Raw genomic sequence first — 19,031 nt, forward strand, 5'->3', positions numbered from 1 at the left:
CCGCTGTGGGCCATGCCTAACCGTCTTTGCGAGGATTGCGAGAAGCGGAGCGACGAAGCAAGACGAAGCAATCCAGAGAGCGCCACCGGCCACTGGATTGCTTCCCGTGTCGCTGACGCTCTCACGGTCGCAATGACGACAATGCGCAACGCAGGTGATCCTGATCAATCCTGACGTACACTGGGGGAGGTTTTTGCTTCCGCCAACAAGTCGCAGATTTCGCGGACGGCGCCGCCGCCGCCGCCTTTTTCGGTAACAAAGTCGGCCAGATTTTTCACCGCTTCCACGGCGTCGGCGACGGTCAGCGCGCAGCCGACGGCTTCCAGCGCCGGGATATCGTTCAGGTCATCGCCCATATGCGCGGCGTGGGCGAGGGCTATTCCCAGCTCGGCGCATATCTCTTTCAACTTGGCCAGCTTGTCCTCGGCGCCGATATGAACATTGCGGATGCCGAGGTCTTTGCCGCGCTTGAGGATGCACGGCGCATCGCCGGCGGAAATGATGGCGACCTCGACGCCGACGCTCATCGCCAGTTTCATGCCCATGCCGTCCTTGACGTTGAACTTGCGCAACTGCCTGCCGTCCTCGGCGTAATACAGTCCGCCGTCGGTAAGCACCCCGTCCACGTCCAGGGAAAGAAGCTTGATCCCGCGCAGACGCGCAAGCAATTCAGGGCGGGAAAGTTTTTTTGTCATATCCGTCGGCCTTCTTTCAACAAAGGCAATATATCGTCGCCCGGCACAGGACGGCTGAAAAGGAAACCCTGGATTTCATCGCACCACTGCTGGCGCAGGAAAGTCAATTGCTCGTTATCCTCAACTCCCTCGGCTACTACCTTCAAGCCGAGGCTCTGGCCGATGGCGACGACGGCTGCGGCCAGCGTCGCTCCGCCGCCGCCGCCGCTGATGTCGGCAACGAACGTGCTGTCGATCTTGATGGTGTCCAGCGGAAAACTCCTGAGATAATTCAGCGATGAATAACCGGTGCCGAAATCATCGGCGGAAAGGCGGATGCCGATCTCGCGGATTCGGCGAAGGATGGCGATGGCGTCCCTGGTGTTTTTCATCAGCGCCGTTTCGGTAATTTCCATTTCCAGTAAACCGGGAGGCAGCCCGGTCTCTTCCAGAATCCGGGAAATATCATCGATGAAACCGGACTTCGACAGTTGGCGGGCGGAAATATTGACGGCCATCGTCAAGGGCGGCGCATCGGCGCCATGCCAGAGTCTGGCCTGGGCGCAAGCAGTCTTCATCACCCATTCGCCGAGGGGAATGATAAAACCTGTTTCCTCGGCCAAAGGAATAAACGTGGACGGAAGCGCCAGCCCCTCCTTGTCAGGCCTCGCCCACCGCACCAGCGCCTCGACGCCGGTAATTTTACCATGACGCAGATCGACCTTGGGCTGGTAGTGAAGCACAAACTCGCCTCGATCCAGGGAACTGCGCAACATATTCTCCACGCTCAGGCTTTCCACGGCCCTGGCGTTCATTTCCTCGGTGAAATACTGGTAGGTGTTGCGGCCCTGTTCCTTGGCGTGGAAGGACGCGGTATCGGCGTTGCGAATGAGTTCTCCGGCGGTCTTTCCGTCGTCGGGATAGAAAGCTACTCCGATGCCGGCGGTGAGTACGGTGTCGTCCTCCTGACCCTTTAAACGTATCGGCTGCGAAATCGCCGCCTGGAGACGGTGAACGACCATGGCGGCTTCCTCGGCGGAATGAACCATCGGCAGGACCACCAGGAATTCGTCGCCGCCGAAACGGCCTGCGGTATCGTGATCCCTGAGGCAGGACTTGATCCTTTTCCCCATTTCGACCAGCAGGGCATCGCCGACGCCATGGCCGAGACTGTCGTTGATTATCTTGAAGTTATCCAGGTCCAGGTAAAGAACTCCCGCCTGATGACCGGCGGCGGCAGCCTGCTTCAGCGCCTGATGAACCCGGTCATGGAGGAGGCGCTGGTTGGGCAAGCCGGTCAGCGCGTCATAGTTTTCCTGATAGCTGATGCGTTCTTCATCGCGCCTGTGCTTGGAGGTGTCGCTGAACAGGGCGAGATAGCTTTCAACAGAGCCGTCTTCGTTCTTGTTGGCGGCGACGATCAGCCATTCGGGATAAATCTCGCCGCTTTTGCGACGGTTCCAGATTTCACCTTCCCACTTGCCGGTCCTGTAAATGGCGTCCCACATTAACTTGTAGAAAGCATCGTCGTGGCGTCCCGAGGAAAGGAATCGCGGATTCCTGCCGCAAATATCGCTTTGTGAATAGCCGGTAATTTTGGTGAAAGCGGGATTGACCCTGACGACCCTGGCTTTGGAATCGCAGATCATGATTCCCTGCGTCGTGACCTCGAACATGGTCTCGGCGGCCCGCAGACGCGCCGCCGTTCCAAGCTCGTCGGAATCCGTTGAACGTTTTCTCGCCACCCGCAACCTTCCTTCATAACCGGTTGTCTTGATTACCGCTGAGGATCATACCATGATTCAATGGTCTTTATATCAGTTACCAAGAACCATTTGCATCCGTTCGGCCAGCCAGTCGATTTCCTCCATGGTGATGATCAGCGGCGGCGCCAGGCGAATCACCCGGACATGGGTTTCCTTGACCAACACCCCCAGTTTCATCAGTCTTTCGCAATAGGGCCGGGCCGGGCCGGCGCTCTGTTTGATCTCGATGCCGATCAGCAGGCCCTTGCCGCGCACTTCCTTGATTGCGCCGCCGTTAATGGAAGCGAGCCGCTTCATCAAATAGCGTCCCGATCGTTCCGCCTTCTCGGCGAGACGCTCGTTTACGATTACGTCAAGCGCCGCCTCGCCGACCGCCGAGGCCAGCGGATTGCCGCCGAAGGTGCTGCCGTGATCGCCGGGAGTGAATACGCCGAGGACTTCTTTTGACGACAGCATCGCCGAAACCGGATAAACGCCGCCGCCCAGCGCCTTGCCGACGATCAGCACATCCGGTTCGGCGCCGGCCTCGTGCTGATGGCAAAACAGCTTTCCGGTGCGCCCCAGCCCGGTCTGGATTTCATCGAGGACGAACAACACATTGTTTTGCCGGCAAATTTTCTTGGCCGCCGCCAGATAGCCCTCGGGCGGCACGACGATGCCCCCCTCGCCCTGGATCGGCTCCACCATGAAGGCCGCCGTGTCGGGGGTGATGGCCGCCTCCAGTTGCCCGATATCGCCGAAATCAATCAGCCTGAAGCCGGGGGCAAAGGGGCCGAAGCCGTCCCGATAGCGAGGCTCCGAGGAAAAACCGACAACCGTCGTCGTGCGTCCGTGGAAGTTGTTGTTGCAGACGATGATCTCCGCCCGCCCGTCCTTGATGCCCTTGATGCGATATCCCCATTTGCGCGCCGCCTTGATGGCGGTTTCAACGGCCTCGACGCCGGTGTTCATCGGCAGGGCCATTTCCATCGAACTCAAGCGGCACAGCTTCTCCAGGAAAGCGCCCATGCGCATATTATGAAAGGCCCGCGAAGTCAGCGTCACCTTCCCTGCCTGCTCGATCAAGGCCTTGATGATCGCCGGGTGGCGGTGGCCCTGGTTAAGCGCCGAATAGGAGCTTAGGCAATCCATATATTTGTTTTGGTCCTCATCCCACGCCCACACGCCTTCCGCCCTGGAAATAACCAGCGGCAGCGGAAGGTAGTTGTTGGCGCCGTACTTTTCCGCCTGGGCGATAATTTCGTCTTGCCTGCTCATGGCTTTGAACTTCTCGCCAGGGTCTGCTCCCCGAAGAGGCTTTCGATCAGCTCCACGACCAATTCCGCCGTTTTGTTATGATCGTCAAAGACCGGGTTCAGTTCCATGACATCCAGCGACGCCATCAGACCGCAATCATGAATCATTTCCATACATAGCTGGGCTTCCCGATAGGTGGGACCGCCGGGAACCGCCGTCGCCACCCCCGGAGCGATGGAAGGATCGAGAAAGTCCACGTCAAAGCTGACGTGAAGGTGGCCGTTTCGCCGACGAACCTGATCCAGCGCCTCTTTCATTACCGCCCTCATGCCGTATTCGTCGATCCGGCGCATGTCATGAACGATCAGGCCGCTTTCCGCCACCAGTCGCTTCTCGACGGCGTCAACGGAGCGCACCCCCACCTGAACGATGGCCGAAGGATCAAGCATCGGCGTAAAGGCCCCCAGTCCGGCCAGTTCCGAAGGACCATGGCCGCAAATAAAGGAGACCGGCATGCCGTGAATGTTCCCCGTCGGCGAGGACGCCGGCGTGTTGAAATCGGCGTGGGCGTCCAGCCACAGCACCGTAAGCGGCTTGCCGGCCTCGGCGCAGTAACGGGATACTCCCGCCGTCGAGCCGACGGCAAGGCTGTGGTCGCCGCCCATGACGACGGGAAAGTCTCCGTCTTTCAGCGCCTGATGAACGGCGTTCCTGACCGCCTCATTCCAGGCGACAACCTGGCGGAGATGGCGATAGCCGTTCATCGGTTCGGCCCCCGGATTTACCGGGCCGGTCAAGTCGCCCCTGTCCTCTGCGTCAAAGCCGAGCCGGTTGATGGCGGCTTTCAAGCCGGCGATTCTCAGCGCCTCCGGCCCCATCGACCCGCCCCGGCGACCGGCGCCGATATCGGTCGGAGCGCCGATCAGCGCCACCCGTTTTCCTTTAAGCCGTTTCTTCATCTGACAACTCGTTCCCGTCCTGTCGATAGCAGAAAAACTTGACAATTTATCGCCGGAAGCCGATCTTATACTCATTGGACTGGGGGATGTTCCCGGTCGGCGGCTGGCCTCGGTGTATATCGGGGCCTTTCGCTTTTCAGGGGAAGTTTTTCAAACCCCAGCCGGTGGTTTCTCCCGCCGGACTTTTCCGCAGCTTTGTTTCCACGATGTCCCAGGCTCGGTTCGGCTGCTTGGGATTAATGGCGTGTCGACCGACGGGACGTGCCGTCAGGTCGGCGATCTGAAGTCCTGACGAGTTGATCTTCTTGTCGGCGAATACGATCTGAAAGCCCGGCATTTGTCCCCATCGGTTAGCTCCGTCGCGTATGCGGCGGAAGGCGAGTTCCAGATCGTCATCCTCTCGCTTGCCGCGACGCTCGACCACAAGGTAAGTGGTCCGAAAATGTTGGCCTTGATCCTTGAGGAAGGCATATGCTTGTTCCATACAAAAACAAAGCGCGATCTCGTAGGGATTGCCGGGATGAGCGTATTGACGCGACAGCCGCATCTTGTCGATCACCGCAGCGATAATAGTGAAATCTGCGTCCTCAATGATCCGGTTCAGACCATCCATGAAAACGGCGCGTCTGGCCTGATTTTGCAGAAAGACATATGGCGGCTTCTGCTTGCGGATATCGTGTTCGTGAAGAATAACCAGATCGTGGCCGAAGTGGGCAAACTTGAATGCCTGAATCTTCGGCACGACGGACGCTGTGTAGATATCCTTATGAAAGATGCAGAAGTTGAGAACGAAGACGGGATAGTCTTGATCAATGGACTCCAGGCCGTGGTCGCCGCTTTCATCAACGTAAATAATGTAGTCGCTGTAATTCATCGCCGCCCGTTTTCCCTGAAGTCGTTTTTTCATCTGATGCTCACGTTCAGGCCGTTGTCCCGCGCTTGCCTCGCCGCCGTGGTCCCTTATACTACACTCACACTTAAAATGGGGATGCGCCTGCTATGATAAAAGACGTAAAAAAAGTCGTGCTGGCCTATTCCGGCGGCCTGGATACCTCGGTGATCCTGCGCTGGCTTCAGGACACCTACGGCTGCGAGGTGATTACCTTCACCGCCGACATCGGCCAGGGCGAGGAACTGGAGCCGGCCAGGAAAAAGGCCGAAGCGATGGGGATCAGGAATATCTTCATCGAAGACCTGCGCGAGGAATTCGTCAGCGACTACGTTTTCCCCATGTTCAGGGCCAACGCCCTTTACGAAGGGGCCTATCTGCTGGGCACCGCCATTGCCCGTCCGCTGATCGCCAGGCATCAGATCAGGATCGCCGAAATCACCGGCGCCGACGCCGTCGCCCACGGCGCCACCGGCAAGGGCAACGATCAGGTGCGCTTCGAGCTGGCCTACTATGCGCTCAAGCCGTCGATCAAGGTTATCGCCCCGTGGCGGGAATGGGACCTCGACTCCCGAACCAAACTGATCGAGTACGCCCGCGACCACCAGATTCCGGTGGCCAAGGACAAGGAAGGCGCCCCTCCCTATTCGGCGGACGCCAACCTTTTGCATATCTCATGCGAGGGCAAGGCGCTGGAAGACCCGTGGCTGGAGCCGCCGGAAGCGATCTACACCCGCAGCGTTTCGCCGATGGCCGCTCCCGACCGGCCGACGGAGATCGAGATCGAGTTCAGGAAAGGCGATCCGATTGGGATTAACGGCAAGCGCCTGTCTCCCGCCGTCCTGCTGGAGACCCTGAACAAAGTCGCCGGGGCCAACGGCGTCGGCCGCGTCGATATGGTCGAAAACCGCTTCGTCGGCATCAAGTCTCGCGGCGTTTACGAGACTCCCGGCGGCACGGTGCTGGCTCACGCCCGGCGGGCCGTGGAAAGCATTACCCTGGACCGGGGGGCGGCTCATCTCAAGGACGAGATGATGCCCCGCTATGCCGAATTGATCTATAACGGCTTCTGGTTTTCGCCCGAGCGCGAAATGATGCAGGCCGCCATCGACAAGGCTTCCGAGCCGGTCAACGGCGCGGTCAGGATGAAGCTGTACAAGGGCAACGTTATCATTACCGGACGCAAATCGCCCAACAGCCTGTATGACGAAAACATCGCCACTTTCGAGACCGATGCCGTCTATAACCAGAAAGACGCCGAAGGCTTCATCAAACTCAACGCCCTGAGATTAAAGCTGGGGAAAAAGAAGTAGGCATTTGCCGCCGCGCCTTAAGTTGGCGGAGGATGAAACTCATTTGACATTTTTTCCACAGATGAACACAGATAAACGCTGATGATTATCTTATGCCAGCGGCAATAATTATTGACCCATAGCGGCCTCGGCACTTTCCCCTTCTTACGAAGGAGGGGGCAGGGGAGGTTACTCTTAACCCCCTCCTGACCTCCCCCTTGAAGCAAGGGGGAGGAATTTTTCTCTACCCACTGATGATGAGTCACTTTTTAAAGCCGCTGGTATTATCCGCGTTAATCCGTGTTTATCCGTGGCCTTTCAACCTTTCTTCACTGACATGGTGGAGCGGGGCGCGGGCCGGGTATTCCGGTCTACCCGTAGCGGCGCAGGTCTTCGCCGTTGCGGCGGAGCCAGGCGCGGGCGGATATGGCGTCATCGGTCAGTTCGCCGACGACGCGCCGGAATTCGGGTCCGTGGTTCAGGTGCGCAAGGTGCGCCACTTCGTGGGCCACCACATAGTCGAGCACGCTTTCGGGGGCCATCACCAGACGCCAGCAGAACGACAGGGCGCCGGAAGATGAACAGGACCCCCAGCGCGAACGGGTATCGCGGATGGTTATCCGGCCCGCCTTGCGGCCGAGACGCGCCGCCTTGGCTTCGACACGCGGTTCAATGTGACGGCGCGCCTCTTTCTTGAGCCAGTCGGTGAGCCGTCTCGCCAGATGTTCGGGGCGGCCCCCGACCACAATGCCGCCGTCGCCGTCGCCGACGGAAAAGCGGCCATCCGGCCGGTGGATAATCAGGCGTTCATCCCCCAGCAGCGGCACTACCGCGCCGTCGGCGAACGGCACGCGCTTGGGCAGGACATCAAGGCGGTCGGCGATCCACGCCGCCTTGCGCCGGACCAACGCCATCCCTTCTTCCGCAGAAGCGCGTTTGGGCAGAGTCACCACGACGCCGCCGCTGTCCGCGTCAATGCGCAGGATCAGCCGCCGCGCCCGAGGGTTGCGCCGAAGCCTCAGCGCCACGACGCGCCCGCCGAGATCAATGGAAAAAGCCTGCCCGATGTTCATGATTGCTCCGGCCAGGCGACGACATGGTCTTCCAGGGCGCCGGCCTCGGTTTCCGACACCACGCGCCCGCGCACCGACATTCCGGCCAGATGCACGGTCGAGGGATCGCCGGTCACCAACGGATGCCACAGCGCCAAATCTTTACCCTGCAAGATCAGCAAATAGGCGCAGGTGGGAGGCATCCACGATATCCTGGGGAGAGACTCCGGCGTAATAGTCACGCATTCGGCAACGAAGCGTTTACGATTCTTGTAATTCTTGCAGCGGCATGTTTCTAAATCCAGCAGCCGACAGGCGACTTCGGTGTAGGAGATTTCGCCGGTGTCCTCATCTTCCAGTTTATCAAGACAGCATTTGGCGCAGCCGTCGCACAGCGCCTCCCATTCGGCGAGGCTCATGTCAAAGAGCGATTTGCGTTTCCAGAAAGGGGTTCTAACCATCGTCTTCGCCGTCGATCAGATGGATGAACGACCCCATCACCCGGCCTTTCGTTAACCCTGCCGGACCATGATCGATTCCCTCCACATCCGTACATTTGAACAGCGGCGAGCCGGGGTCTTGCCGGGCGATCCTGGCGTAGTGGAACTCGTGGCCGCGAAAGCGCCTGCCCGCCCGGCCCAAGGGGCCGTCGGCCTCCAGCGCCGCGTACCTGTAACCCAGGTGCAGATGACGTTCGGCGAACGAGGTTTCCAGCGGCAGCAGTCCGGCCATGGCGTGACGCACGCCGTTGGCGTCCTCGATGCCGCCGCCGAGAGCCATATAGCCGCCGCACTCGCCGAAAATAACGGCGCCCCGTCTTTCGGCCCGGCGCAGCCCGTCGAGGAAGGCGGCGTTGGCGGCGAGTCTGCCGGCGTACAGTTCCGGGTAGCCGCCCGGCAGATAAACGGCGTCGGCATCTTCCGCCGGAGCCTGTCCGGCAAGGGGAGAGAACAAACTGATCCGGCAGCCCATGGCCCGCCAGCCGTCGATGACCAGTCGGTAACTGAAGCGGAAGGCCTCGTCGTCGGCGACGGCGATGACCTGGCCCAACGGCGGCAAGGGAACAGCCGTATTATCGGCGGCGACGCCCGGCCACGGCCTGGCCAGTCGTTGAATGGACTTCACGTTCACCGCCTTGCCGATCAGGTCGGCGGCGTTATTGAGAAAGGTTTCCAGGTCGCCGTGCTCGCCGGCCTGGACCAGACCCAGGTGGCGCTCGGGCAGACAGAGGTCCTGATGGCGCGGCACGAAGCCGAAAACCGGGACGTCAGGCACATATTCGGCGCATGAATCATATAGTATCCGAACGTGACGACCGGAGCCTGTGCGGTTAAAGACGACGCCGGCGAGTTTCAATTCGGGACGCAAGGTGGCGAACCCCTTGACTACGGCGGCGGCCGAAGCGCCCTGGGCGCGGGCGTCAACGACAAGGATTACCGGCCAGCCGGTAATCCGGGCCATATCCGCCGTCGATCCCTCGTTCATTGTGGCGCCGTCGAACAGGCCCATGACTCCTTCGCAGACGATGATTTCCGCGCCTTGGGCGAGGGTTCCGACGGCGGCGGCCAGGGTCGAGGAACGCATTGCCCAGGGGTCCAGGTTGAGACACGGCCTGCCGGCGGCGGCGGCGTGAAACGCCGGGTCGATATAGTCGGGGCCGACCTTGGCCGGGGCGACGGCTACGCCCGAGCGGGCCATATGACGCAGCAGGCCGAGGGTGAACACGGTCTTGCCGCTGCCCGAAGCGGTGGCGGCGATTATCAGGCCGCCGACCAGACTCACAAAAATTCCCGCATCCGCTTGGCCATGGTCTCCGGCGTGGTGCCTTCGCCGAAATGGGTCAGGTATTTTCCGTCGGTCCCCATGAAGAAAATGACCGACGAATGATCCATGACATAGTCGTCCTTGTCGGCGCCTTCCACGGCGATCTTGGCGGCGTAGACCTTGAAGGCCTTGGACGCCGCCTCGATCTGGTCCGGCGCGCCGGTCAGCCCCATCATCCGTGGATGAAAATGGGCGACATATTGTTTCAGGTCATCGGGCGCATCCCGCTCGGGGTCAATGGAAATAAAGATGGGCATCACCTTTTCCTCGTTCTTGCCCAGCCGTTCCATGGCGTCCACCATCATGGTCAGCGCCGTCGGACAAACTTCGGGACAGTATGTATAGCCGAAATAAATCAGCATATAACGGCCACGATAATTGGCGTCGGTGACCGGCTTGCCGAAATGATTGACCAAAGAGAACGGCCCGCCGACCGTGGGGACCGCCTTTTTGTCCGGTTCCATGAGAAAGCGTCCGCCTATGGCGACGGCGCCGGCGATGATGAAAAGGCCCAGGTAGGTGATCAGGCGCCCGGGCCGACGTTTGGGCAGCTTGCTTTGGGGGATGTTGTCAGGAGTTTCCATGGGGGCCTGTTCTACTCCCTTATTTATTTCCGTGCAAATAGAGCATATCAATTTCATACCATGACGAGCAGCAAAGCAAAACAACAAGCGTGGCGCAAGGGGTGGACGACGGGGGCCTGCGCCGCCGCCGCCGCCGCCGCCGCTTATGAGGCTCTGATTACCGGGAGATTCCCCGATCCGGTCGCCATTACCCTGCCGAAAGGCGAAACGCCCGGCTTCGCCCTGTCCTGGTGCGGGCTTGAGGACGGGCGGGCTTTCGCCGGCGTTATCAAGGACGCCGGGGACGACCCCGACGTTACCCACGGCGCCGAGATCATATCGACGGTGCAATTCGGCCTGCCCGGCAGCGGAATTACATACGGCGCCGGAGAAGGCGTCGGCGTCGTCACCCTCCCCGGTTTGGCGTTGACGGTGGGCGAGCCGGCCATTAATCCCGGCCCCAGGAAGATGATCGTCGACGCGGTGCAGGCCGTCGGCGCGAGATCGGGCAGGAGCGGGAACGCCGATCTTTTGGTCACTATCTCCATTCCCGGCGGCGACAAGCGGGCGCAAAAGACGATGAACCGGCGACTCGGCATTATCGGCGGTCTGTCGATATTAGGCACCACCGGGATAGTGATCCCTTATTCCTGCTCGTCGTGGATTCACGCCATTCATTGCGGCGTTGACGTGGCCCGCGCTTCGCATATTGATCATATAGCCGCCGCCACCGGCCGCACTTCGGAAGCCGGAGCGCGCGCCCTGCACGGACTAGCCGAGACCGCCTGCATCGAAATGGGAGACTTCGCCGGCGCCTTGCTCAAGTATCTGCGCAGGCATCCGGTGGAACGACTGACTCTGGCCGGCGGCTTCGCCAAGATGTCAAAGCTGGCGCAGGGCAGTCTTGATTTGCACTCTTCGCGCTCGCCGGTGGATTTTGCCGCGCTGGCGGCTATGCTGGGGGAACTGGGAGCCGCGCCCGAACAGGTCGAGCGGTCGCGCCGCGCCAATACGGCGGCCCAGGTGCTTGCCGAGGCCCGCGATCAAGGCCTGGACTTGTCCGGTCTGGTGGCGCGACGGGCGCGGGAAACGGCGCTGGCCGTCCTTGCCGGAGGAACGGCGGTCGATGTCGCCGTTTTCGACGGCGCCGGCGAAATGACGGGATACGCGGATGGTAAGTAAATTGCTCATTCTGGGAGGCGTCGCCGAGGCCGCCGATCTGGCGCGCAAGGCGTCCGTCGCCCTCAAAGGAAAGGTCGAGGTGATCACCTCGCTGGCCGGGCGTCTGAAGCACAGGCCGGACATTCCCGGACGGGTGCGTTTCGGAGGTTTCGGCGGGGTTGAGGGGCTTATCGATTATCTCAAGGACGAGGCCGTCGATTTTGTGATCGACGCCACCCATCCCTTTGCCGAGACCATTTCCGGTCATGCTTATGTTGCGTGCCTAAGCTCCGGTGTGCCGCGCCTGTCGTTGATTCGTCCGCCGTGGCAGGCGCCGCCGCACGCAAAATGGATCGAGATGGACAGCCTTGAGGAAGTCGCCTCGGCGTTGCCGCGCATATCGCGGCGGGCCTTTCTCACCGTCGGCAAGGGCGGCATCGAAGCCTTCTCCACGGTGAAAGGGGTGTGGTTCCTGGTGCGCCTGATAGAGGAACCGGACGCCCCCCTGCCCCTGGCCGATTATCAACTGGTCACCGGACGCCCCCCTCATACGGTGGAAAGCGAACGCGCCCTGATCGACGACTACGGCATCGACGCCTTGATCGCCAAGCAAAGCGGCGGCCATATGGGAGAGGCGAAGATCATTGCCGCCTGTGAAGCCGGCATCGCCGTCGTTGCCGTCAGTAGGCCTCCGCCCGAACCGGGCGAAAGCGTGGAAACGGCGGAAGAGGCCATGGCCTGGCTTAAGGAGCGCCTCCGGCAATGACTGAATTTATTATCGCCATGATCGTTTTTATCGCCAGCCACACCATTCCCGCCTACCGGCCATGGCGCGATGCCCTTATCCGCCGCATGGGGGCCGTCGGCTATCAGCTTTTTTACGGAACCATCAGCCTTGCCGCCATTGCCTGGCTGATTATCGCCTATTCCGCCGCGCCCCATGACATGTTGTGGTATCCTTGGGAATGGATGCGGTGGGCGGTGGTCCTGATAATGCCTTTCTCGTGCATTCTGCTGACGGCCGGGGCGACCAGCCGCAATCCCTTCTCGATCGGGGCGGGAAGCGACGGCTTTAATCCCGAACGCCCCGGCATCGTGTCGATTACCCGCCATCCGCTTATGTGGGCGCTGGCGCTGTGGTCGGGAATGCACTTTATGGCCAACGGCGACGCGCCTGACCTGATCCTGTTCGGGATGTTTCTGGCGTTAAGCCTGTTCGGTCCCGTCAGCCTTGATCACAAGCGGCGCGTCAAAACGGATGACGAGGCGCTGAGGAAATTATTCGCGTCTACTTCCAATATTCCCTTTGCCGCCGTTTTGTCGGGGAGAATACGGCCTGACTGGAGGGGAATCGGCCGGCGCCGGATCATCGGCGGACTATTGCTTTATGCCGCTATCCTTTTCGGCCACGAGTACGTTATCGGAATATCGGCGATCCCTTAGGGTAAAAAAGGATATTCGCCGCCCTCGCCGTAAGCTATCTATACATCGGCGGTTTTTGGAGAAACCTGAACTTGGACAAGCCGAAGGCGGAAAACAAGCTGATCGTGAAGGCGGTGACGGTGAAAACGCCGACGCCGAAGCCGGTGCCGAAGCCGGCGCCGCCATCGGATTCCATTGTCCAGGTTCTGACCGGCATCCGGCTTTTGAAAGGCCTCAAGCCCGATGAATTGAAGAAGATCGCCACGCACTGCCGCTATCGGCGCTTCTCCGCCCATGATCAAATCTTCGACCGGAACAGTTCCACCAGCGATGTTTTTTTTGTTGTTCGCGGCCGGGTGCGCATCGTCAATTATTCCCTGTCCGGGCGGGAAATTACCCTTGACGACGTTACCCAAGGCGACCATTTCGGAGAATTGTCGGCCATCGACGGCGAACCGCGCTCGGCCGGCGTCAGATCGATGACCGACAGTCTGATCGTCGCCCTTCCGCGTGCCGACTTTCTTGAGGCGGTCGGCAATTATCCGGCAATGGCGCTCAACATCATGAAAAGCATGGCGAAGATCATACGCATATCCACCGAACGCATCATGGATTTGAGCACGCTCGGCGCCAACAACAGAGTCCACGCCGACCTGCTGCGCCAAGCCCTCGCCTGCAAAGGAGAGGGTAACGAGGCGAAGATCAATCCCATGCCGGTCCATGGCGAGATCGCCGCCCGCGTCAGCACCACCCGCGAAACCGTCGCCAGGGTAATGAATGAACTGGCGCGCAAAAATATTATCGAACGCAAGAAAGACATTCTGGTAGTTCGTGACATTGAACGCCTGCGGGACATGGTCGAGGCGGTGCGCGGCGATTAGAGCGTTATCCGACCAAATGGGATCATCTGCGTTTCGATCCGGCGAGGCGATCCGCCAGGCGCGACGCGAAAAGCGATGCAAAAGCATCGGTTGAGCGGCGCAACGAAGCGGGCGCCCGCCGCATCGAAACCCGAAGGGCCGGGCGCTTTTGGGGCGTGGGTTCGTCGAAAGGCTTGCCCATAGCACCCGCTACGGGCTGCGCCCTTTTCCTGCCCACGACTCAAAATCGCTCCGGCGCAGGCGGTTCCGTTTGGTCGGATAATGCTCTAGAAATAGATTCTGCGTGATGCGCCTCTTGATCTGCGGCACATAAAGTGCACAATAAGTGCATTAATGGTTCGCGATTAAGGAGTAAAATCATGACGGCCACGATTTATGCCGTTCCTGCTTTTGGCAAGGACTTTAATGGCTTTCTGGATTTTCTGCACGACCAGGAAATCGGCGTCGCCGCGCTTTCGCCCAAGCGATTCAGCGAGGTATTCAACATGGACCTCCTGACCCTGGCCGCGCAGGCCCACGTCCACCGCAACACCATCAGTCGATCTCCCGCCTCTGAAAGCGTACAACGGTTCCTGCGTGAAGCGTTGCGCGTCATTCGGGCGGCGGCGGATTTGTCCGGCGAGGTAAACAAGGCTCTTTTTTGGTATCACAACGAACCCTTGCCGCCGTTCGGTTACAAAACGGCCGAGCAGTTAGTGAGCGATGGTCGCACCGAAGACCTGCTGCGCTACATCGAGTCGCTGGAGGCCGGGGCGGCAGGATGATTCTGACCCGGCTGGAGGAACTGACCGCCTACCGAATGTGTGTCCCCAAATGGGCCGTCGCGCCGAAGAGCGGGGCAGGCGCCGCTATGCATGGCGGACGCGCCAATCGACCGGGCGTTCCGGCGATCTATCTGGCGCTGGACACTGAGACGGCGGTCAGGGAGTACCGGCAGGCGTCTGCGTTATTGCCGCCGGGTACGCTGGTCAGCTACCAGATAACGGTAGGGGATGTCGCCGATTTTCGGAATGGTTTCGAGGCGACCGACTGGAATCCGATTTGGGATGATTTCTACTGCGATTGGCGCGAATTGTACTTCAACCAACGTATTGAACCGCCCAGTTGGGTTGCAGGCGATGAAGTCACGGCGGCGGGGGCAAAAGGCATCCTCTTCCGGTCCGGCTTGTCTGTAGGTGGAACGAATCTGGTAGTTTATCCCGGAACGTTCGGCGCTGCGGATATGCTCTCGATATTCGATCCTGATCAGTCCTTGCCGAAGAACCGGGACTCATGGCCGTAAATGCGCTGATCGCCGGCATCATCTTTGATTCCATTTGAAATGGCGAAGAACATGTTTACTGTTCCCCGAGACCGTTATTAATTAAGGAGTTCTATCTGATGATTCTGCGAATCCTCTGCGCCGTCATGGTGGTTGCCGCCGCTTTTCTGCCTTTCAGCGCAACGGCGGGAGACGGCCCGGTCGTCGCCGTCGTTAATGGCGTGGAAATCTACCGCTCGGAAATTGACGAGGCCGAAACCCGGCTGCCCGCCCGCTTCAAGGACTACCCCCCCGAAGCCGTCTACGGCTTGCTGGTGAACAGCCTTATCGACACCAATTTAATGGCGACCGAGGCGCGCAAGCAGGGGCTTCACGAGGATAAAATATACAAACAACAGGTTTCGCGGATAGAGAGACAATTACTCGAACGCATCATGCTCAAGCAGCACATCAAGACGGGGTTGACCGAAGAAGCGGTCAAGCTCCGCTACGCAAAATTTGTCGAGGAAACATCAGGCAAGGAAGAGGTGCACGCCCGTCATATCCTGGTTGACGGCGAGGACAAGGCCAAAGAGATCATCGCCAAGCTCAAGGGCGGCGGTGATTTTGCCAAACTGGCGAAAGAGCACTCCGTGGACCCGTCGGCCGGCGACGGCGGCGATCTCGGCTACTTTAACGATAAGCAGATGGTGCCGGAGTTTTCGGCGGCCGCCTTCGGGCTGGCCAAGGGAGCGTATACCGGCGCTCCGGTCAAAACCCAGTTCGGCTGGCATGTCATCAAGGCCGAGGATCGCCGCGCCGGCAAGACGCCTTCCTTTGATGAGGCCAAGGATGAGGTGAAGTCTTTATTGTCCAATGAGCTTGGCCGCGATCTGGTCACGGGGCTGCGCGGCAGCGCCAAGATTACGGTGTTCAAACCCGACGGCTCGCCCATGGATGAACAAGTGAAATCCAAATAGAAAAAGTGGACCCGTGAGCAAGATATCTCCTCTCGCCCCTGATTCATTTCCTGACATGCCGCCCCTTCGCGGAGTGATGCTGGCCGCCGGAGCGTGCGGTCTGCGCTACAAGGGGCGAAACGACGTGCTGCTGGTGAAGCTGGCTCACGGCGCTTCGGTGGCCGGCGTTTTCACCAGATCGCTCACCGCCTCCGCTCCCGTTGAATGGTGCCGCAAAGCCCTGCATTCGGGGACGGCAAGCGCCCTGCTGGTCAATTCGGGCAACGCCAACGCCTTTACCGGCGCCGCCGGCGACAGGGCGCTGGAAGATACCGTCAAGGCCGTCGCCGACCTGTTCCCATGCCGTCCGTCAACGGTGTTCGCCGCCTCTACCGGCGTCATCGGCGAGCCGCTGGACGGCGGCAAGATCATCGCCGTTCTGCCGGACCTGGAGAATAATTTGAAGGCGGATTCCTGGAAGGCGGCGGCCGAGGCGATCATGACTACCGACACCTTTGCCAAAGGCGCCGTCCGCGTCGCCGCTATCGGCGACGTAAAGGTGACGATCAACGGCATCGCCAAGGGTTCAGGCATGATCGCTCCCGACATGGCGACCATGCTGGCCTTCGTCTTCACCGATGCTGCCATTCCCTCGGACGTGCTTCAGAAATTGCTGGGCGAAGCCGTCAACCGCTCGTTTAACTGCACCACCGTTGACGGCGACACCTCGACCAGCGACACGTTGCTGCTGTTCGCCACCGGCGAGGGCGACAAGCATCTGCCGGTAACCGACGCCGACGACCGCCATCTTGCGGATTTCCGTCGGGCGCTGAACGAGGTTATGCTTGACCTCGCCTTGCAGGTGGTGCGCGACGGCGAGGGCGCCTCCAAGCTTATTTCCATTACCGTCAACGGCGCCGAAAACGAAAAGGCGGCGCGTGCTATCGGGCTGTCTATCGCCAACTCGCCGCTGGTCAAAACGGCGGTGGCCGCCGAGGACGCCAACTGGGGACGCATAGTCATGGCCGTCGGCAAGGCCGGCGAAAGGGCAGACAGGGACAAGCTGTCGATCATAATAGGCGGCCATCCGGTGGCCGAGAACGGCGCCGCCGTGGCCGGTTACGACGAGACGCCGGTAGCCGGGCATATGAAAGGCGCCGAGATCGATATTGCCGTCGATGTCGGCATCGGCAAAGGCTCTGCCACCGTATGGACCTGCGACCTCACCCACGGCTACATCGATATCAATGCCAAATACAGGTCCTGATTCGGGCTGCATGCAGGCGATTCCCCGTCGGCGTGACGGGAATCTTCCCACCGTGCTGGCGGCGGCGGCGGCGATCATTGACACCGACGGCAGGGTGCTGCTGGCCGAGCGCCCCGCCGGCAAGTCCATGGCCGGCTTTTGGGAGTTTCCCGGCGGCAAGGTTCATCAGGGCGAGACTCCCGAAGCGGCGCTGGTGCGCGAATTAAAGGAAGAACTGGCTATCGACATCAGCGAAAGCTGCCTTGCACCTTTTACCTTCGCTTCGCACATTTACGACGATTTTCATTTGTTGATGCCGTTGTATGTCTGCCGGGTATGGAGGGGAGCCGTCACCCCGCTGGAAGGCCAACAACTGAAGTGGCTGAAGCCTGTCCGCATGATGGACCTTAAAATGCTCCCGGCGGACAAGCCTCTGGTAGCCATGCTCAGGGATTTTCTGTAGGGTTTTCCGACAACGGCGCGGACGTGGTGGAATTGGTATACACGACAGACTTAAAATTTGTTGGGCGCAAGCCCATGCGGGTTCAACTCCCGCCGTCCGCACCAATGATTCCTATTTCTTATTATTGAGTTTGCGCCGCCGTCGGATTATCGTCTTTTTTTCACTGGAGGGCCTTTGCCATGAACTACGCCGACGCCCGCATGAGAATGGTGAAAAACCAGATTCGCGCCAACAAGGTGACTGACCTGCCGGTGCTGTCGGCCATGGCGGAAATCCCGCGTGAGGCCTTCGTGCCTGCGGCAATGAAGGGCGTTGCCTATGTTGACGAAGCCGTTCCTCTCGGCGGCGGACGTTACCTTATGGAGCCGATGGTGTCGGCGCGTTTGCTTGAGGCGCTTAAGGTGCAACCCGATGACGTGGTTCTGGAAATCGGCTGCGGCGCCGGGTATGTGACCGCCCTGCTGGCCCGCATGGCGTCCACGGTCGTGGCGCTGGAAAGCGACAAAGCGCTGGCGGCGGAAGCCGTCGCCACGCTCGGCGGGCTGGAAATCAACAATGTCGCCGTTGTCAGCGGCAAACTGGAAAAAGGCTATCCCAAACAAGCCCCTTACGACATTATTTTTATCAACGGCGCCGTCGGTAGCATCCCCGCCGGCATCATAAAGCAGCTTGCCGAGGGAGGGCGGTTGGCGACGATGATTTCCGGCGCCGCCCTGGGTAAAGGCGTTCTTGTCACCCGCCACGCGACGGGGGTGTCGCGCCGCGATCTTTTCGACGCCGGAACGCCGATTCTTTCCGGTTTTGCCGATAAACCCGCTTTCGCGCTATAAATTCCATATGAAGAAGCTTTCGCCCGTTGTCTTGTGTTTACTGATGGGATCGACGGGGTTAGCCCACGGCCAGACTCTGGATGAGGCCCTGGCCGCCGCCTATCGCAACAATCCCACCTTGATGAGCGGGCGCGCCAAATTGCGCGCCGTTGACGAGCAGGTGCCCCAGGCGCTTGCCGACTGGCGCCCTACGGTGGATGTGGTGGGCGATGTCGGAACCTCGGCCAACATGAGCAACGGCTCGACGGGAGTCGACCGTAATCAGCACCGCGACCCGCGTTCTCTCGGCCTTAATCTTTCCCAGTCCATCTACAAGGGCGGACAGACCCAGGCGGCGATCAGCGGCGCCGAAAATACGGTGAGCGCCGAACGACATCATCTTGACGTGGTCGAGCAGACCGTGTTGCTGAATGCGGTAAAAGCCTACATGGATGTTTTCCGCGATCAGGCGGTGCTGGAGCTTAATATCAATAACGAACAGGTTCTCAGGCGCCAGCTTGAGGCTACCGAAGACCGTTTCCAGGTCGGCGAGATCACCCGCACCGACGTTTCCCAGGCGCAATCGCGGCTGGCC

The 19,031-nt window shown here is 60.1% G+C and carries 20 protein-coding genes, 1 tRNA gene and 1 pseudogene (1 of these 22 running past the window's edge); 13 read left to right on the top strand and 9 right to left on the bottom strand.

Annotated features, from left to right (window positions below; translation table 11 throughout):
- Positions 1-164 precede the first annotated feature (164 nt).
- The 5 genes from A3H92_04600 to A3H92_04620 form a co-directional block, all read right to left on the bottom strand.
- Entirely contained in the window at positions 165-695 is a 531-nt protein-coding gene (locus A3H92_04600; protein ID OHC74961.1) for an HAD family hydrolase, read from the bottom strand.
- Entirely contained in the window at positions 692-2,419 is a 1,728-nt protein-coding gene (locus A3H92_04605; GenBank protein OHC74962.1) for a hypothetical protein, read from the bottom strand. The genes A3H92_04600 and A3H92_04605 overlap by 4 nt, the downstream gene beginning before the upstream one ends.
- A gap of 72 nt (positions 2,420-2,491) precedes the next feature.
- Positions 2,492-3,697, bottom strand: a complete 1,206-nt coding sequence (locus A3H92_04610) for an ornithine--oxo-acid transaminase (GenBank protein OHC74963.1) — start codon at positions 3,695-3,697, stop codon at positions 2,492-2,494.
- Complete coding sequence (locus A3H92_04615; GenBank protein OHC74964.1) at positions 3,694-4,635, bottom strand: arginase; 942 nt, start codon at positions 4,633-4,635, stop codon at positions 3,694-3,696. The genes A3H92_04610 and A3H92_04615 overlap by 4 nt, the downstream gene beginning before the upstream one ends.
- A 136-nt stretch (positions 4,636-4,771) precedes the next feature.
- Positions 4,772-5,509, bottom strand: a complete 738-nt coding sequence (locus A3H92_04620) for a 3-deoxy-D-manno-octulosonic acid transferase (GenBank protein OHC74989.1) — start codon at positions 5,507-5,509, stop codon at positions 4,772-4,774.
- A 125-nt stretch (positions 5,510-5,634) separates the two neighbouring features.
- On the opposite strand from A3H92_04620, the gene A3H92_04625 reads away from it, so the two are divergent.
- Complete coding sequence (locus A3H92_04625) at positions 5,635-6,837, top strand: argininosuccinate synthase (GenBank protein ID OHC74965.1); 1,203 nt, start codon at positions 5,635-5,637, stop codon at positions 6,835-6,837.
- Positions 6,838-7,187: 350 nt separating this feature from the next.
- Here the strand turns inward: A3H92_04625 and A3H92_04630 are convergent, their stop codons facing one another.
- Genes A3H92_04630 through A3H92_04645 form a run of 4 tightly spaced genes read right to left on the bottom strand, consistent with a single transcriptional unit; the run spans position 7,188 to position 10,276 of the window.
- Positions 7,188-7,889, bottom strand: a complete 702-nt coding sequence (locus A3H92_04630) for a hypothetical protein (protein OHC74966.1) — start codon at positions 7,887-7,889, stop codon at positions 7,188-7,190.
- On the bottom strand, positions 7,886-8,329 hold the full coding sequence (locus A3H92_04635; protein ID OHC74967.1) for a hypothetical protein: 444 nt from the start codon (positions 8,327-8,329) through the stop codon (positions 7,886-7,888). The genes A3H92_04630 and A3H92_04635 overlap by 4 nt, the downstream gene beginning before the upstream one ends.
- Positions 8,322-9,650: a cobyrinic acid a,c-diamide synthase gene (locus tag A3H92_04640; GenBank protein OHC74968.1), complete on the bottom strand. Its 1,329-nt coding sequence runs from the start codon at positions 9,648-9,650 to the stop codon at positions 8,322-8,324. The genes A3H92_04635 and A3H92_04640 overlap by 8 nt, the downstream gene beginning before the upstream one ends.
- Positions 9,647-10,276 carry a hypothetical protein gene (locus A3H92_04645; GenBank protein OHC74969.1) on the bottom strand — a complete coding sequence of 210 codons (630 nt, stop codon included), beginning with the start codon at positions 10,274-10,276 and terminating at the stop codon, positions 9,647-9,649. Before A3H92_04645 ends, A3H92_04640 begins: the two co-directional genes overlap by 4 nt.
- Before the next feature lie 60 nt (positions 10,277-10,336).
- Between A3H92_04645 and A3H92_04650 the strand changes: the two genes are divergently transcribed.
- The 12 genes and pseudogenes from A3H92_04650 to A3H92_04705 all read left to right on the top strand — a co-directional run.
- Positions 10,337-11,437 (top strand): cobalt-precorrin-5B (C(1))-methyltransferase, encoded by a 1,101-nt coding sequence (locus A3H92_04650; protein OHC74970.1) that lies wholly within the window; start codon positions 10,337-10,339, stop codon positions 11,435-11,437.
- The gene (locus tag A3H92_04655) at positions 11,427-12,182 is read left to right on the top strand and encodes a cobalt-precorrin-6A reductase (protein ID OHC74971.1); all 756 of its coding nucleotides are present in this window, start codon (positions 11,427-11,429) and stop codon (positions 12,180-12,182) included. The genes A3H92_04650 and A3H92_04655 overlap by 11 nt, the downstream gene beginning before the upstream one ends.
- Positions 12,179-12,859 carry a hypothetical protein gene (locus A3H92_04660; protein OHC74972.1) on the top strand — a complete coding sequence of 227 codons (681 nt, stop codon included), beginning with the start codon at positions 12,179-12,181 and terminating at the stop codon, positions 12,857-12,859. The genes A3H92_04655 and A3H92_04660 overlap by 4 nt, the downstream gene beginning before the upstream one ends.
- 143 nt (positions 12,860-13,002) lie before the next feature.
- On the top strand, positions 13,003-13,719 hold the full coding sequence (locus tag A3H92_04665) for a Crp/Fnr family transcriptional regulator (protein OHC74990.1): 717 nt from the start codon (positions 13,003-13,005) through the stop codon (positions 13,717-13,719).
- 359 nt (positions 13,720-14,078) lie between these two features.
- Positions 14,079-14,483 (top strand): DUF2384 domain-containing protein, encoded by a 405-nt coding sequence (locus tag A3H92_04670; GenBank protein ID OHC74973.1) that lies wholly within the window; start codon positions 14,079-14,081, stop codon positions 14,481-14,483.
- The gene (locus A3H92_04675; GenBank protein ID OHC74974.1) at positions 14,480-15,001 is read left to right on the top strand and encodes an RES protein; all 522 of its coding nucleotides are present in this window, start codon (positions 14,480-14,482) and stop codon (positions 14,999-15,001) included. Before A3H92_04670 ends, A3H92_04675 begins: the two co-directional genes overlap by 4 nt.
- Before the next feature lie 98 nt (positions 15,002-15,099).
- Positions 15,100-15,939: a hypothetical protein gene (locus tag A3H92_04680; protein OHC74975.1), complete on the top strand. Its 840-nt coding sequence runs from the start codon at positions 15,100-15,102 to the stop codon at positions 15,937-15,939.
- Between the two features lie 55 nt (positions 15,940-15,994).
- The gene (locus tag A3H92_04685) at positions 15,995-17,185 is read left to right on the top strand and encodes a bifunctional ornithine acetyltransferase/N-acetylglutamate synthase (GenBank protein ID OHC74976.1); all 1,191 of its coding nucleotides are present in this window, start codon (positions 15,995-15,997) and stop codon (positions 17,183-17,185) included.
- A gap of 10 nt (positions 17,186-17,195) precedes the next feature.
- Positions 17,196-17,627, top strand: a complete 432-nt coding sequence (locus A3H92_04690) for an NTP pyrophosphohydrolase (GenBank protein OHC74977.1) — start codon at positions 17,196-17,198, stop codon at positions 17,625-17,627.
- Positions 17,628-17,644: 17 nt separating this feature from the next.
- A tRNA-Leu gene (locus tag A3H92_04695) sits at positions 17,645-17,731 on the top strand.
- Positions 17,732-17,806: 75 nt separating this feature from the next.
- The gene (locus A3H92_04700; protein OHC74978.1) at positions 17,807-18,457 is read left to right on the top strand and encodes a protein-L-isoaspartate O-methyltransferase; all 651 of its coding nucleotides are present in this window, start codon (positions 17,807-17,809) and stop codon (positions 18,455-18,457) included.
- Positions 18,458-18,464: 7 nt separating this feature from the next.
- Positions 18,465-19,031 (top strand): annotated as a pseudogene (locus A3H92_04705) (hypothetical protein) (it continues 776 nt past the right edge of the window).

The organism is Rhodospirillales bacterium RIFCSPLOWO2_02_FULL_58_16 (assembly GCA_001830425.1).
GTDB lineage: Bacteria > Pseudomonadota > Alphaproteobacteria > Rhodospirillales > 2-02-FULL-58-16 > 2-02-FULL-58-16.